The sequence below is a fragment of the Pseudomonas sp. NPDC090208 genome (assembly GCF_044746785.1).
Classification (GTDB): domain Bacteria; phylum Pseudomonadota; class Gammaproteobacteria; order Pseudomonadales; family Pseudomonadaceae; genus Aquipseudomonas.
Genome location: NZ_JBIVCU010000011.1, coordinates 178039 through 192429, shown reverse-complemented (window position 1 = coordinate 192429; position 14391 = coordinate 178039). Strand labels below are relative to the sequence as shown.

The window sequence follows — 14391 nt, the reverse complement described above, 5'->3', positions numbered from 1 at the left end:
CGAATTCCTCAGGCGGCGTTCTTGAGTTTCGGGTCCAGCGCGTCGCGCAGGCCGTCGCCCATCAGGTTGATTGCCAGCACGCTGAGCAAGATGGTCAGACCCGGCAGGCTCACGACCCACCAGGCGCGTTCGATGTAGTCACGGGCCGAAGCGAGCATGGTGCCCCACTCAGGCGTCGGCGGCTGTACGCCCAGGCCGAGGAAGCCCAGTGCCGCAGCGTCGAGGATGGCCGAGGAGAAGCTCAGGGTCGCCTGCACGATCAGCGGCGCCATGCAGTTGGGCAGCACGGTGATGAACATCAGACGCGGCAGGGTAGCGCCAGCCAGACGGGCAGCGGTCACGTAGTCGCGGTTCAGTTCGCCCATCACGGCGGCGCGGGTCAGGCGCACGTAGGACGGCAGCGAGACGATGGCGATGGCGATCACGGTGTTGATCAGGCCTGGGCCGAGGATGGCGACGATCGCCACTGCCAGTAGCAGCGACGGCAGGGCCAGCATGATGTCCATCAGACGCATGATGGTCGGGCCGAGAACCTTCGGGAAGAAACCGGCCAGCAGACCCATGAGGATGCCCGGAATCAGCGACATCACCACCGAGGACAGACCGATCAGCAGCGACAGGCGCGAACCCTGGATCAGGCGCGACAGCAGATCGCGGCCCAGCTCGTCGGTGCCCAGCAGGAACCGCCACTGGCCGCCTTCCAGCCACACCGGCGGAGTCAGCAGGAAGTCGCGGTACTGCTCGCTCGGGTCATGGGGTGCAACCCATGGGGCGAAAATCGCGCAGAACACGATCAGCAGCATGAAGGCCAGACCGGCCACGGCGCCCTTGTTCTTGGAGAAGTGCTGCCAGAACTCTTTGTAGACGGACGGGTACAGCAGGCTTTGATCGACTGCTGTTACAGGAACAGGTGTATTCATGGTCGGGATCTCAGCGCTGGTGACGGATGCGTGGGTTGGCGAAGCCGTAGAGGATGTCCACCACGAAGTTCACCAGAATCACCAGGCAGGCGATGAGCAGGATGCCGTTCTGCACGACAGGGTAGTCGCGGGCGCCGATGGCTTCGATCAGCCACTTGCCGATGCCCGGCCAGGAGAAGATCGTCTCGGTCAGGACCGCACCGGCGAGCAGGGTGCCGACTTGCAGGCCGAACACGGTCAGGACCGGAATCAGCGCGTTGCGCAGGCCGTGGACGAACACCACGCGAGCCGGCGAAAGGCCCTTGGCGCGGGCGGTACGCACGTAGTCTTCACGCAGCACTTCCAGCATCGAGGAACGGGTCATCCGCGCGATCACCGCCAGCGGGATGGTGCCCAGCACGATGGCCGGCAGGATCAGGTGACGCAGGGCGTCGATGAACGAACCTTCTTCATCGCTGAGCAGGGTGTCGATCAGCATGAAGCCGGTTTTCGGCGGAATGTCATACAACAGGTCGATACGACCCGATACCGGGGTCCAGCCCAGCGATACCGAGAAGAACATGATCAGGATCAGGCCCCACCAGAAGATCGGCATCGAGTAGCCGGCCAGCGAGATGCCCATGACCCCATGGTCGAACAGTGAGCCTCGTCGCAGGGCCGCAATGACCCCGGCCAGCAGGCCGATGATGCCTGCGAAGATCAGCGCCGCAATCGACAGCTCCAGCGTCGCCGGGAACAGCGAAGTGAATTCGGACCACACGCTCTCGCGCGTACGCAGCGATTCGCCGAGGTCGCCATGGGCGAGCTTGCCGACGTAATCGATGTATTGCGCATACAGGGGTTTGTTCAGGCCAAGGCGTTCCATGGCTTGGGCGTGCATTTCCGGATCGACCCGGCGCTCACCCATCATGACTTCGACCGGGTCGCCCGGAATCAGGCGAATAAGGGCGAAGGTCAGCAAGGTGATGCCGAAGAAGGTGGGTATGAGCAACCCCACTCGGCGGGCGATAAAACTAAACATCTTCTCGTGTACCTCATCTGCCGGTTAGGCGTATGCCGGCGGGGCCCGTTTTTGCGAGCCCGCCGGATTCTTCTTCTACTTCACTTGGGTGGTAGCGAAGTTATTGGTGGTCAGAGGGCTAATGTGATAGCCCTCTACGTTCTTGCGCATTGCAGTGAACATCTTGGTGTGCGCCATGCTGATCCACGGTTGATCTTCATTGAAGACCACCTGGGCCTGCTCGTAGAGCGCGGCACGCTCGGCCGGGTCGGTTTTTTCCCGAGCCTGATCGATCAGCGTCTGGAACTTCTGATTGCACCAGCGGGCGTAGTTTTCGCCGTTTTTGGCGGCCTCGCAACTCAGGTTCGGAGTCAGGAAGTTATCAGGGTCGCCATTGTCGCCTGCCCAGCCCGCCGACACCATGTCGTGTTCGCCGTTTTTGGCCCGTTTGAGCATTTCGCCCCATTCCATGACGCGAATATCTAACTTAATGCCGATTTTCGCCAAATCCGCCTGCATCATTTGCGCGCCGAGCAGTGGATTCGGGTTGGTCGGGCCGCCGCCGTTACGGGTGAACAGAGTCAGCACGGTGCCTTCCGGTACGCCGGCTTCCTTGAGCAGGGCGCGGGCCTTGTCCAGATCGTGGGCCGGGTTTTTCAGGGTCTTGTTATAGCCGAGCAGGGTCGGCGGGTACGGGTTGACCCCGACCAGCGCGTTGCCTTTACCGAACAGCGCGTTGACATAGGCTTCCTTGTCGAAGGCCATGTCGATGGCTTTGCGCACGCGGACATCGCTCATGTACTTGTGGCTGGTGTTCATGGCGATGTAGGCGGTGGTCATCGCCTCCAGTTCGTCGACCTTCAGGTTCGGGTCTTTCTTGATGCTCGGGATGTCATCCGGCTTGGGGTACAGCGCGACCTGGCACTCGTTGGCCTTGAGCTTCTGCAGGCGCACGTTGTTGTCGGTGGCGATGGCCAGGACCAGGGTGTCTGCCGGCGGCTTGCCACGGAAGTATTCCGGGTTGGCCTTGAAGCGCGCCTGGGCGTCCTTGGCGTAACGCTGGAAGATGAACGGGCCGGTGCCGATCGGATGATTGTTCAGCTCGTCGGTCTTGTTGGTCTTGAGCAACTGGTCGGCGTATTCGGCCGAATAGATCGAGGCGAAGGCCATGGCGACGTCGGCCAGGAACGGCGCTTCGCGACGGGTCAGAGTGAACTTGACCGTGTTGTCGTCGATTTTTTCGACGCTTTTCAGCAGTTCCTTGAAGCCCATGCTTTCAAAGTACGGGAAGCCGACGGTCGACTGTTTGTGCCACGGATGGTTGGGGTCCAACTGACGCTGGAAGCTCCAGAGCACATCGTCGGCGTTCATGTCGCGCGTCGGCTTGAAGTAATCGGTGGTGTGGAACTTGACGCCCTTGCGCAGGTGGAACGTGTAGGTCAGGCCGTCTTCACTGATCGCCCACGATTCGGCCAGCGCCGGCTCGATATCGGTGGTGCCCGGCTTGAAATCCACCAGCCGGTTGAAAATGGTTTCCGCCGCGGCGTCAGCGGTGACAGCCGTGGTGTACAGCGCCGTGTCGAACCCTTCCGGGCTGGCTTCGGTGCAGACCACCAGAGGTTTGGCGCAGACGCCAACCGAGACGCTGAACAGCGCCAGCGCGATCGCGTTGCGCAATGTTGCGAGTTTGAATGTCGATTTCAACTAAACGCCCTCCGAAAGTAATGAAGCCATGGGGGCGGGTACTGCGGACCCTTGGGGAAGGTGGGTGTCCGCAGTACCCGCTGTTTGCTGCTTACAGAATGTTGAACGGAATGGTGGTCACCACACGCAGTTCGTTGATGTTGCCGTCAGCCTGTTGGGCGCTGGCACGGTGCGTGGTGTAGGTGGCACGAATGCTCGACGCCTTCAGCGGACCGGACTGCATGACGTACTTGGTGCCGATGCCGTATTCGTAGTGGGTTTCGCCGTCCATGCTGCGAACGTCATAGGCGGTGCCCTTGTAGTGGGTACCGTCGATGTCGAAACCGCGCGCCTGATACAGGTTGAAGCTCAGGCCCGGCACGCCGTATTCGGCCATGTTCAGCAGGTAGCTCAGCTGTACCGACTTCTCGTTCGGGCCGTTGAAGTCCGAGAGCAGGGAGTTGGACAGGAAGATGGCGTTGGTTTCATGCAGGTAGTCAAAGTAGGTGTCGCCGTTCACTTCCTGGTAGGACAGGCTCAGCGCGTGGGCCTTGTGAGTGGCGGTCAACGACAGGCTGTAGGTGTCGTTGTCGATCGGGCCCATCTTCTTCTGGCCGGAATCCTTGGTTTTGTAGTAGTTCAGGTTGGTGCTCAGACCGACGACATCGGTGTCGCCCATCTCGTGCAGGAACGAGAAATAGTACTGATGCCAGAAGTCCTGGACGTTGGCGTAGTAGAAGTTGGTGCTCAGGCTCTTGAGCGGCTTGTACTCGACGCCCGCCATGTCCACTCGATCCGCCTCGGCACCGTTGGCGCCGTACTCGGAGCGGAACTTGCTCAGGCTCTGCTCGGTACGCGGCGAAACGCGGTCGAAGCTGCCGGCGGTGAACGAGAGGTTGTTGAACTCTTCGCTGAGGATGCTCACGCCTTCGAAGCTCGATGGCAGCGCGCGGTTGCCGATGTAGGCGATCACAGGCGTGTTCACCGACTGACGGCCAAAGGTCAGGGTGGTGTTGGAGACGCGGGCCTTGATGTTGCCCAGGCCCAGCTTGCTCCACTGACCGACTGGATCGCCGTTGTTTTCGGTCAGGGTGCGGTTGCCGCCGCCCATCACGTCATCCTTGTCGCGGTCCAGCGCCACGGCGTTGTACACGGCCAATTCAGTGGCGAAGCCGATTGGCCCCTGGGTGAAGCCCGAGGAGTAGTCGACGATGGTGCCCTGCACCCAGTTGATCCGGCGTGGGTCGCTGTCGACGACGACGCCGTTTTCACTGCGACGGAACTCACCGCCGCGACGCAGCAGTTCGTTGGCGTACCAGTTCTTGGTCGAACCGGAGATTTTCGAGTCTTCGATGAAACCCTTGGCTTCACTCTGGGCGTTGCTGGTGGCCAGGGTGGTCGGAACGAATTCCTGACTGGTTGGCTCTGCCTGTGCCGCGATGCTCATTCCGAGCAGGGACAAGGCGAATACAGCGGTGCTGGCTTTTTTCACGTTTTGAAGCTCCCAATTACTGCTTTTATAGAGGCCGGTTTTTATGTGGTAACCGGCTTTGGTGACGCGGCCTCGTGGGCCTTTTTCGCGTTATCCACGGTTGCGGATCAGGCGGTGCCGCAGGCAGACAGACCTGCGGCACGGTTTCAGGGTTATTCGGCGATGCTCACGCCGGAGAAGTTGTTGCGCCCGAACGGGCTGACCTGGAATCCCTCGACTTCCGCACGCAGCGGCTGGTTGACCGTCGAGTGGGCAATCGGAGTGATCGGCACCTGCTGTTTCAGGTAGTGCTGGGCTTGTTTGTAGAGGTCGATGCGACGGTCCTTGTCGGCGGTCGCCACGGCGGCCTTGATCAGCGCGTCGTACTTCTCGTCACACCACATCGAGTAGTTGTTGCCACCGATGGAGGCGCAGCTGTACAGCGTGCCGAGCCAGTTGTCCGGGTCACCGTTGTCACCGGTCCAGCCGATCAGCGAGATGTCGTGTTCGCCGTTCTTGCTGCGCTTGAGGTACTCGCCCCATTCGTAGCTGACGATGGTCGCCTTGATACCGACCTTGGCCCAGTCGGCCTGGAGCATCTGCGCCATCAGCTTGGCATTCGGGTTGTACGGACGCTGTACCGGCATGGCCCACAGGGTCAGCTCGGTGCCTTCCTTGACGCCGGCGGCGCGCAGCAGTTCGCGGGCCTTTTCCGGGTTATAGGGAGCGTCCTTGACCGTGTCGTCGTAGGACCACTGGGTCGGCGGCATGGCGTTTTGCGCCAGTTGACCGGCGCCCTGGTACACGGCGTCGATGATGGCTTTCTTGTCCACAGCCATGTCCAGCGCCTGACGCACCTGCAGGTTGTCCAGCGGCGCATGGCGCACGTTGTAGGAGATGTAGCCGAGGTTGAAGCCTGACTGTTCGACGACCTTGAGCTGCTTGTCTGCCTTGAGCGCTTCGACATCCGCCGGGCGCGGGTTATAGGTAACCTGGCATTCGTTCTTGCGCAGCTTCTGCACGCGGACCGAGGCGTCGGTGTTGATGGCGAAGATCAGTTGATCGATCTTGACCCGGCTCGGGTCCCAGAACTGTTTATTGGCGACATAACGGATCTGCGAGTCTTTCTGATAACGCTGGAAGACAAACGGACCGGTGCCGATGGGGGCCTGGTTGATATCGCGCACAGCACCCGATGCCATCAGTTTGTCAGCATATTCCGCGGAAAGAATGGCCGCGAAGTTCATCGCTATATTCTGAATGAATGCCGCATCGACATGGTTGAGGGTAAATACAACAGTCAGCGGACCGGTTTTCTCGACGGACTTTATATTCTTGTCCAGACCCATACTGGTGAAGTAGGGAAATTCTGTCGGATAGGCGACGCGAAACGGATGTTGCTTATTCAACATCCGATTAAAAGTAAAGAGCACGTCGTCGGCATTGAAGTCACGCGTCGGTTTGAATGTTTTATTGCTGTGGAATTTCACGCCTTCGCGCAGGTGAAACGTATAGGTCAGACCGTCTTCGGAAATGTCCCAGTTCGTCGCCAAGGCAGGCACCACGCCGGTTTGCCCGCGCTCGAACTCCACCAGGCGGTTGTAGATCGGCTCGGACGCATCGTTATCGGTGCCCGAGGTGTATTGACCGATATCGAAACCGGCAGGGCTGCCTTCGGAACAGAACACCAGACTTTTCGTGGCGGCCTGAATCTGTGGGGTAATGGCAAATAGCCCAGCAGTTAACAGCGAAGAAATCACAATATTGTTTCGCATGACAATCCTTATCGTCTGGAACGCGAATAACCGGAAATACCGTGGCAATCGTTTGCGCAAACGGATTTTTCAACGATTACGGGACAGCCCGACCGTTCGAGGTAACGACATGTATCAGGTGCGGGCACTTGCGAAGGTATGTCCGTCAAGGCGCACAGTAAAGAGTTCTGGGTGCTTCAATTTCTGTAGGAAAAGTGCATATCGTTAGTAGGCAATTACTGTGCGAAGTAAGTTACGCGCCTAACGATAGTCATTTTCATGGGTAAAACACGCAGGCAACGACACGGTCGCGTTACCCGAAGGCAACGCGACCGTGCGGTCATATCAAAGGTATTACTTGCCGCTTACGCTGACACCGTAGAACGAGTTCAGACCGAACGGGCTGATCTTGAAGTCCTGCACTTCCTTGCGCATCGGCTGGTAGACAGTCGAGTGAGCAATCGGGGTCATCGGCACTGCGTCTTTGAGCAGGTGCTGAGCTTGCTTGTACAGATCGGTACGCTTGGCCTGGTCGGTGGTTTCCTTGGCTTGGTGGATCAGCGTGTCGAACGGCTTGTCGCACCACTTGGCGAAGTTGTTACCGTTGACCGCGTCGCAACCGAACAGGGTGCCCAGCCAGTTGTCCGGGTCACCGTTGTCGCCGCTCCAGCCAATCAGCATCGCGCCGTTTTCGCCGTTCTTGGCGCGCTTGATGTACTCGCCCCACTCGTAGGAAACGATCTTGGCGTTGATGCCGATCTTCTTCCAGTCGTTCTGGAGCATCTCGGCCATCAGCTTGGCGTTCGGGTTGTAAGGACGCTGAACCGGCATCGCCCACAGGGTGATTTCGGTGCCTTCCTTCACGCCTGCTTCTTTCAGCAGTTCCTTGGCCTTGGCGACGTCGTACGGTGCATCCTTGATGGTGGTGTCATAGGACCACTGGGTCGGCGGCATGGCGTTGACCGCCAGCTGGCCTGCGCCCTGGTACACGGCGTCGATAATGGCTTTCTTGTCCACGGCCATGTCCAGTGCCTGACGCACTTTCAGCTCGGCCAGCGGGTTCGGTTTGTCGTCGCCCTTGATCTTCGGCATCACGTTGTAGGCGATGTAACCCAGGTTGAAGCCGGCCTGATCAGGCATCTTCAGTGCAGGGTCGGCCTTCAGCGGAGCGAGGTCGGCTGGACGCGGGTAAGCGGTGATCTGGCATTCGCCTTTCTTCAGCTTCTGTGCGCGGACCGAAGCGTCGGTGGTGATGGCGAAGATCAGGTTGTCGACCTTGACGTCATCCGGCTTCCAGTAGTCCTTGTTGCCGGTGAAGCGAATGTTCGAGTCTTTCTGGTAGCTCTTGAACACGAACGGACCAGTGCCGACCGGCTTCTGGTTGATGTCTTCGGCCTTGCCTTCCTTGAGCAGCTGGGCTGCGTACTCGGCGGACTGGATGGACGCGAAGCTCATCGCCAGGTTCTGGATGAACGCAGCGTCGACAGTGCCCAGGGTGAACTTGACGGTGTGCTCGTCGACTTTCTCGATCTTGGTGATGTTGGTGTCCATCGCCATGTCGGTGAAGTACGGGAACTCGGTCGGGTACGCCTTACGGAACGGATCGTCCTTGTTGATCATGCGGTTGAACGTGAACAGCACGTCGTCGGCATTGAAGGTACGGGTCGGCTTGAAGTAAGGCGTGGTGTGGAACTTGACGCCGTCACGCAGATGGAAGGTGTAGGTCAGGCCATCCGGGCTCACGTCCCAGCTGGTAGCAAGGCCCGGGATCACGGCGGTGCCGCCACGTTCGAACTGGGTCAAACGGTTGAAAATGGTCTCTGCCGACGCGTCGAAATCGGTGCCGGTGGTGTATTGACCTGGGTCGAAACCAGCAGGGCTGCCTTCGGAGCAGAACACGAGATTCGATGCTGCATGGGCGAAGGGAGCGCTGGCGATCAAACCTGCGCCGAGAACAAACGGAATGACCGCTTTTTTGAGCATGGTGGCCTCAGTTGTTGTCATTTTTTAATTGAGGATACGACCTTGTGGATCGATCCCGCGGATACTTATGCAGGCGCCATACCCAAAGCAAGATGCTGGCGCCAATGAAGTGTCAAAGAGTGGCACGAACGTACACGAATGTCGCAAAAGTATAATTTTTGCCGCTGTTGAACGTTTGCGTGTCGCATATCGACATCTTTCGTGCACCAAAGCGGCGCATTGCTTTGTTGCGAATGCACCCGCCCGGTACACAGGTGTTACTTGTGTGTTGAATTTCTGTGTGGGCCCTCGGCCTATTTCGCCAGGCTTACCCCGTAGAAGGGCGTCAGGCCAAACGGGCTGATCCTGAAGTCCTGCACCTCCTTGCGCATCGGCTGGAACACTTTCGAGTTGGCGATCGGGGTGATCGGCACGTCGTTTTTCAGAATGTTCTGGGCCTGACGGTACAGCTTGATCCGCTCGTCGCGGTCGCTGATCAGCCGGGCCTGGGTGACCAGTTTGTCGTAGCCGGTGTTGCACCACTTGGCGTAGTTGCTGCCGTTGACCGCCGCGCAGCTGTAAAGCACACCGAGCCAGTTGTCCGGGTCTCCGTTGTCGCCCGTCCAACCATAGATCATCACGTCGTGTTCGCCAGCCTTGGCGCGCTTGATGTACTCGCCCCATTCATAGCTGACGATGTTGGCCTTGATGCCGATCTTCGCCCAGTCGGCCTGGATCATCTGCGCTGACATGCGCGCGTTGGGGTTGGAAGCGCGCTGCACGGTCATCGCCCACAGGTTGATCTGCGTGCCCGGCGCGACGCCGGCTTCCTTGAGCAGTTGCCGGGCCTTTTCCGGGTCGTAAGGCGCGTCCTTGATATTCGGATCAAAACCCCATTGCGCCGGCGGCAGGGCGTTCTGTGCCAGTTGGCCGGCACCCTGATACACCGCCTTGATGATCGCCGGCTTGTCGATGGCCATGTCCAGCGCCTGACGCACCTTCAATTGATCCAGCGGCGGATGGGTGACGTTATAGGCCAGAAAACCGAGGTTGAAACCGGCCTGGCTCTGCACCCGCAGGTTAGGGTCTTTCTGCGCTTCCTCGATATCCTGCGGACGCGGATAGCCGCTGGCCTGGCACTCGCCACTCTTGAGTTTTTGCAGGCGGGTGGCCGCGTCGGTGTTGATCGAGAAGATCAGATTGTCCAGCTTCACGTCCTCCGGCTTCCAGTAGTCCTTGTTGCCGACGAAGCGAATCTGCGCGTCTTTCTGGTAGCGCTTGAACACAAAAGGTCCAGTGCCCACCGGCTTCTGATTGATATCGCCGGCGCGGCCTTCCTTGAGCAGTTGCGCGGCGTACTCGGCGGACTGGATCGAGGCGAAGCTCATCGCCAGGTTCTGGATAAAGGCCGCTTCGACGTTGTTCAATTGGAACCTGACGGTGTGCTCGTCGACCTTGTCCACCTGCTTGATGGTCTTGTTCATGTCCATGTCGGTGAAATACGGCGACTCGGACGGGTAGGCCTTGCGGAACGGGTCGTCCGCGTGAAGCAGGCGGTTGAAGGTGAACAGCACGTCGTCGGCGTTGAAGGTACGCGTCGGGGTGAAGTAGTCGGTGGTGTGGAACTTGACGCCTTCGCGCAGGTGGAAGGTGTAGGTCAGACCGTCGGCGGACACGTCCCAGCGAGTCGCCAGGCCCGGTTCGACTTCGGTGCCGCCGCGCTTGAACTGGGTCAGGCGGTTGAACACGGTTTCGGCCGACGCATCGAACTCTGTGCCGCTGGTGTACTGGCTGGGATCGAAGCCGGCCGGGCTGGCTTCGGAGCAATAGACCAGCGTGCTGGCGGCCTGCACCGACGGCGCGCAAAGGGCAATCGCGGCGGCGAGCAGCAGGGGTTTGAAGGTGTTCTCCATGTGAACCTCACGCAAATACGGCATTCATGCCTGACGTCATCGACGGATGACAGACGAACGAGAATGCCGCAGCGCAGAGCGGCTCTACAAGATGCGCAGAGCGTAGTTACTGCTTGGGCAGCGCCATCAACGCTTTCCACCATGAGGTTTCGGCGATCAGTATCTTGAATGCGGCTTCGGCCAATTCACGCGCAACAGAGGGTGTCTGATCCTGACTGTTGAACAGGTAATCGGTGAAGGCTGCGCTGCTGTCGACCAGTTTTTTCTGGACACCCCGCAATTCCTCAATGGCGCCCAGATGAACCTTGTCCAGCTCGGTTTTCGATTGGGCGCGTGCCACTTCAGCCGGATGCTCGCTGGCCCAGGCCTGGACCTGCTGACGCTGCCAGTCGCTGTCGGCCGGGTGGCAGAAGAACGACTTCGCCACCGCCAGCGGATCGGCATCCGGCTTGCCGTTCCAGTGGTCTACCAACGCGTGCGCGACCTGACGCACGGCGCTGCTGGCGAGGTTCGCAGCCAGATCCTGTAGTGGGTGTTCAGCGTGGTCCTTGGAGAGTTGCGAATGACTGGGTTCGACAGCCGGGTCGAGATTCGGGTCGCTGCCCAGCAGCGTCTGTCCGTCGTCGACGCTGTTGCCGATCCAGGTGATCAGGCCTTGCGCCAAGGAATTGAACGCGTTGAGCAGGATCGCCAGAGGCGTGGTCAGCAACCAGCAGTAGAAGCGCAGCAGGTCAATGCCGGCCAGACTGGCCATGCTGATCAATTCATCCCGTGCCTCAAGAAACAGGGTGAAAGCCTTGTGATAATTCGGGTCGGGATGTTCCTCCAGCAGGATCAGCATGACCTGGTCACGCTCCGAACGATTGCCCGGCGCGGTGAGCTCGAACGCCAGATCGTGGGTGGAGAACAGAATCTTGCCCAAAGGGGCGGCGAGGCTGGCAATGATGTCGCTGCCACCGAAAGTGCCGGTCACCAGCGGCAGTTCGTGCTTGCTCTGGCCAGGCGTTGTCCATGGCAATACTCGATCATGTCCGGCCTGGATCAGGCTGAGTTCGACGAAATTGGAGTGGGCGAACAGATCCTCCAGCACATGCAGGGCGGCGCCCAGGCTGCGCAGGCCGGCGAAAGAACGCCCCTGCTGCATGGCCAGCCGCAGTTGCTGCTGCATGTAGTCGACCGATCTGGAGAGGTAGCGCTTCATTGAGGTCTCCGGATCGACCTCCAGCAGCGGGTTTCCCTTCAGCACCCATGGCTCGAAGTCCGGGTCGCGGACTCTCGGGTCGGGAAACGACGGATCACTCACCAGCGGATTATCGATGTGTTCACTGGCGCGATACAGGCCGAGCTTTTCCGCGGTCACCTGCATGTCATCGGCGTGCCGGGATCTCAGTGCGAGAAACTTCTTCACCGCCAGTACGTCGACCAGGCGGGTCCAGGCATCCCGGGAGAGCAGGGTTGGAAATTCTTTGGGCATGTCGGCGGCGCGGGTGATCTTGGGGTCGACCACTTGCGAGTAATCGCGCAGCCAGTTACCGAAGTAGACGGCGTCGGCTTCATCGGCAGTAAAGCCGACGTCTTTCAGAACGTGTTCGATGGTTTGATGAGTGTGGCCATGGGGTTCGCTGCCGCCGGCTTCGAAGCCCATGGGTTTGTCGAGGTTGTGTATGTGTATGTGTATGTGCATGGGGATGTCGTCCTTGATTGATCGAATGCGCCGGGCATGTCCTGAGGCGGGGCACGCATTGCTGACGCCAGTCGTGATTGACTTCGAGCAACCGATTTTATGGACGGAGCAGGAGATAGAAAGCGGGTGGTTCTTTACCGGCGGTAGGACAACGCGGCGGTGTTGTCGCGCAAGTGACGACTGAGCGCCGCAGCAAAGTGGAAAAGGGGCGGCAGCCTTGCGCTGCCGCCCCTGCCATCACGGAATCGCGACTTCGATCACGCCATCGGCGGTGACGCTGACCTGGCTGGTGCCCGCTTCGACATCCGGCGTTGGTGCTGCATCGGCGGCGCGACCGGCTTTCATCATCATGACCGGCGCACGGAAATACGGCTGTGGATAACCCGAGGTGTTGAGGTTCAGGTTGACCAGCTTGTAGCCGCTGCCGCCCAGCGCTTCGGTGACCAGTTGTGCGCGGGCCTTGAATGCCTTGACGGCGTCCTTGAGCAGGCTGTCTTCGCTGGCCTTGCGTACTGGGTTGGAGATGGAGAAATCCATGCCGCCCATTTTCATCTCGCCGCCCAGCAGATCACCGGTGAGTTTCGACAGGGCTGCGAAGTCGGCGCTTTCCAGGCGCAGCTCGGCGCGTTCACGCCAGCCGGTGATCTTCTGGCCCTTGTCGTCGTAGATCGGATAGCTGTTGCGGCTGCCCTGACGGATGGTGATGTCCTTGACCTGACGCGCCTGACCGAGAGCCTTGTTCAGGGTCTCGGTGATCTCTGCGGCGAGTTTGGCCGGATCGCTGTTTTGCGATTCGCTGTACAGCGTGACGGTCATCAGATCGCGCTGGACTTCCTGATTGACCTCGGCGCGAACCGACACCTGATTGTAATGAACCTCATCGGCCAGAGCCGGGGCGCTGGCCAGTGCAATGGCACCCAGGCTGAACAGGGTGGCAACGGGGCGAAGGCTGAACATAAAAACTCCTTGTTGGGCAGGCCGTCCGGGGCGGATCTGCGATACGCCTCTGCGCACGGATGCCCCATCAGACTGTAAACCGGGGATCTTGTTCCGGGTGGGGTTATACGCCATCGGCTTTGCGCAATGACGACGATTGTAGGAGTGAGCTTGCTCGCGATGACGGATTGTCGGTCGGCATCGATGTGTCTGAACGAAGGTCATCGCGAGCGAGCTCACTCCTACAGGAAATGTGTTGTCTGGGGTGGGTCTGACATATTTCCCCATAAAATTCCTTGCGGGCCTGTAGGACGATTCTGAACTTGGGCGATATGCTCCCCAACCGCTTGAAGCCGCCTGATACGCCGACTACCTTCCGGGCTGTCGCTGAGAACAGCGACCGGGTTTAGTCGCCCGAACACTGTCAGGTGCGTAACGCCCTCCATGATCCATGCCGATGCTTCGTACCGGCATGCCTCGTTATGGCGGCTGTACGTTGGGGCACATTCGTGTGCGCCGGGTACCTGACGTCCCGGTCGACTAACCCGCGTACGGTCGCCACCCCATTCGTTTAGTCGCGAACGGTGGCGATTCCACCACGTCAGGGAGCGTCAACATGATCCGATCCACCCCCCACCCACCTGCAAGTCCCGTCACCAAAGCCACCCCGTTCAGCGTCAATCTCGGCAACCTCAGCCTGTTTCGAGTCCAACCTGAAATCCGTGTCGAAGACGCGCTCATCCTCGCCGCCGAATACCTGGCCAGCGCTGTAGCGACGGCCTACGAATCGGCAGACAACAGCCCCCGCGAATTCCGTCCACTGGCCCGTGCGGTGGTGCATCAGATCGAAGCCGCGAAAGCACTGATAGAAGCCTCAATCGCGGGCTTGGGAAATACCCAAAAGCCCTAGGCGAGGCGTACACATAATCGTTGTGAGAGGGGGCCTGCTCGCGAAGGCGCCAGGTCAGTCACTACAGTAATGGCTGACATAGCGCTTTCGCGAGCAGAGCTCCCTCCCACGGCCTGCGGCCAGAATCAAAAGCAGACAGCACACACCGTCCCGTAGCA

General features: G+C 59.7%; 10 protein-coding genes. 1 reads left to right on the top strand and 9 read right to left on the bottom strand.

Going from position 1 to position 14391, the window contains the following annotated elements; translation table 11 throughout:
• Nucleotides 1-8: 8 nt before the first annotated feature.
• The 9 genes from ACIPL0_RS19380 to ACIPL0_RS19340 all read right to left on the bottom strand — a co-directional run bounded on the left by ACIPL0_RS19380 (nucleotide 9) and on the right by ACIPL0_RS19340 (nucleotide 13344).
• Complete coding sequence (locus ACIPL0_RS19380) at nucleotides 9-920, bottom strand: ABC transporter permease subunit (RefSeq protein WP_400597854.1); 912 nt, start codon at nucleotides 918-920, stop codon at nucleotides 9-11.
• A gap of 10 nt (nucleotides 921-930) precedes the next feature.
• Nucleotides 931-1941 carry an ABC transporter permease subunit gene (locus ACIPL0_RS19375; RefSeq protein WP_400597856.1) on the bottom strand — a complete coding sequence of 337 codons (1011 nt, stop codon included), beginning with the start codon at nucleotides 1939-1941 and terminating at the stop codon, nucleotides 931-933.
• Between the two features lie 75 nt (nucleotides 1942-2016).
• Nucleotides 2017-3624 (bottom strand): ABC transporter substrate-binding protein, encoded by a 1608-nt coding sequence (locus tag ACIPL0_RS19370; protein ID WP_400597858.1) that lies wholly within the window; start codon nucleotides 3622-3624, stop codon nucleotides 2017-2019.
• A 91-nt stretch (nucleotides 3625-3715) separates the two neighbouring features.
• Nucleotides 3716-5095, bottom strand: coding sequence for an OprD family porin (locus tag ACIPL0_RS19365; protein WP_400597860.1), 1380 nt, complete (start codon nucleotides 5093-5095; stop codon nucleotides 3716-3718).
• A 152-nt stretch (nucleotides 5096-5247) separates the two neighbouring features.
• Complete coding sequence (locus ACIPL0_RS19360; protein ID WP_400597862.1) at nucleotides 5248-6849, bottom strand: ABC transporter substrate-binding protein; 1602 nt, start codon at nucleotides 6847-6849, stop codon at nucleotides 5248-5250.
• A 333-nt stretch (nucleotides 6850-7182) separates the two neighbouring features.
• A complete protein-coding gene (locus ACIPL0_RS19355; RefSeq protein WP_400597864.1) occupies nucleotides 7183-8811 on the bottom strand; it encodes an ABC transporter substrate-binding protein in 1629 nt (542 codons plus the stop codon).
• 293 nt (nucleotides 8812-9104) lie between these two features.
• Entirely contained in the window at nucleotides 9105-10703 is a 1599-nt protein-coding gene (locus ACIPL0_RS19350; RefSeq protein ID WP_400597865.1) for an ABC transporter substrate-binding protein, read from the bottom strand.
• Nucleotides 10704-10809: 106 nt separating this feature from the next.
• Complete coding sequence (locus ACIPL0_RS19345) at nucleotides 10810-12387, bottom strand: HET-C-related protein (RefSeq protein ID WP_400597867.1); 1578 nt, start codon at nucleotides 12385-12387, stop codon at nucleotides 10810-10812.
• 237 nt (nucleotides 12388-12624) lie between these two features.
• The gene (locus tag ACIPL0_RS19340; protein WP_400597868.1) at nucleotides 12625-13344 is read right to left on the bottom strand and encodes an SIMPL domain-containing protein; all 720 of its coding nucleotides are present in this window, start codon (nucleotides 13342-13344) and stop codon (nucleotides 12625-12627) included.
• 595 nt (nucleotides 13345-13939) lie between these two features.
• Between ACIPL0_RS19340 and ACIPL0_RS19335 the strand changes: the two genes are divergently transcribed.
• Nucleotides 13940-14233: a DUF6124 family protein gene (locus tag ACIPL0_RS19335; RefSeq protein WP_400597870.1), complete on the top strand. Its 294-nt coding sequence runs from the start codon at nucleotides 13940-13942 to the stop codon at nucleotides 14231-14233.
• Nucleotides 14234-14391 lie beyond the last annotated feature (158 nt).

Coding starts and splice junctions, on each gene's coding strand:
- ACIPL0_RS19380 (WP_400597854.1), bottom strand. CDS start 920: ATGAATACACCTGTTCCTGTAACAGCAGTCGATCAAAGCCTGCTGTAC.
- ACIPL0_RS19375 (WP_400597856.1), bottom strand. CDS start 1,941: ATGTTTAGTTTTATCGCCCGCCGAGTGGGGTTGCTCATACCCACCTTC.
- ACIPL0_RS19360 (WP_400597862.1), bottom strand. CDS start 6,849: ATGCGAAACAATATTGTGATTTCTTCGCTGTTAACTGCTGGGCTATTT.
- ACIPL0_RS19355 (WP_400597864.1), bottom strand. CDS start 8,811: ATGCTCAAAAAAGCGGTCATTCCGTTTGTTCTCGGCGCAGGTTTGATC.
- ACIPL0_RS19350 (WP_400597865.1), bottom strand. CDS start 10,703: ATGGAGAACACCTTCAAACCCCTGCTGCTCGCCGCCGCGATTGCCCTT.
- ACIPL0_RS19345 (WP_400597867.1), bottom strand. CDS start 12,387: ATGCACATACACATACACATACACAACCTCGACAAACCCATGGGCTTC.
- ACIPL0_RS19340 (WP_400597868.1), bottom strand. CDS start 13,344: ATGTTCAGCCTTCGCCCCGTTGCCACCCTGTTCAGCCTGGGTGCCATT.
- ACIPL0_RS19335 (WP_400597870.1), top strand. CDS start 13,940: ATGATCCGATCCACCCCCCACCCACCTGCAAGTCCCGTCACCAAAGCC.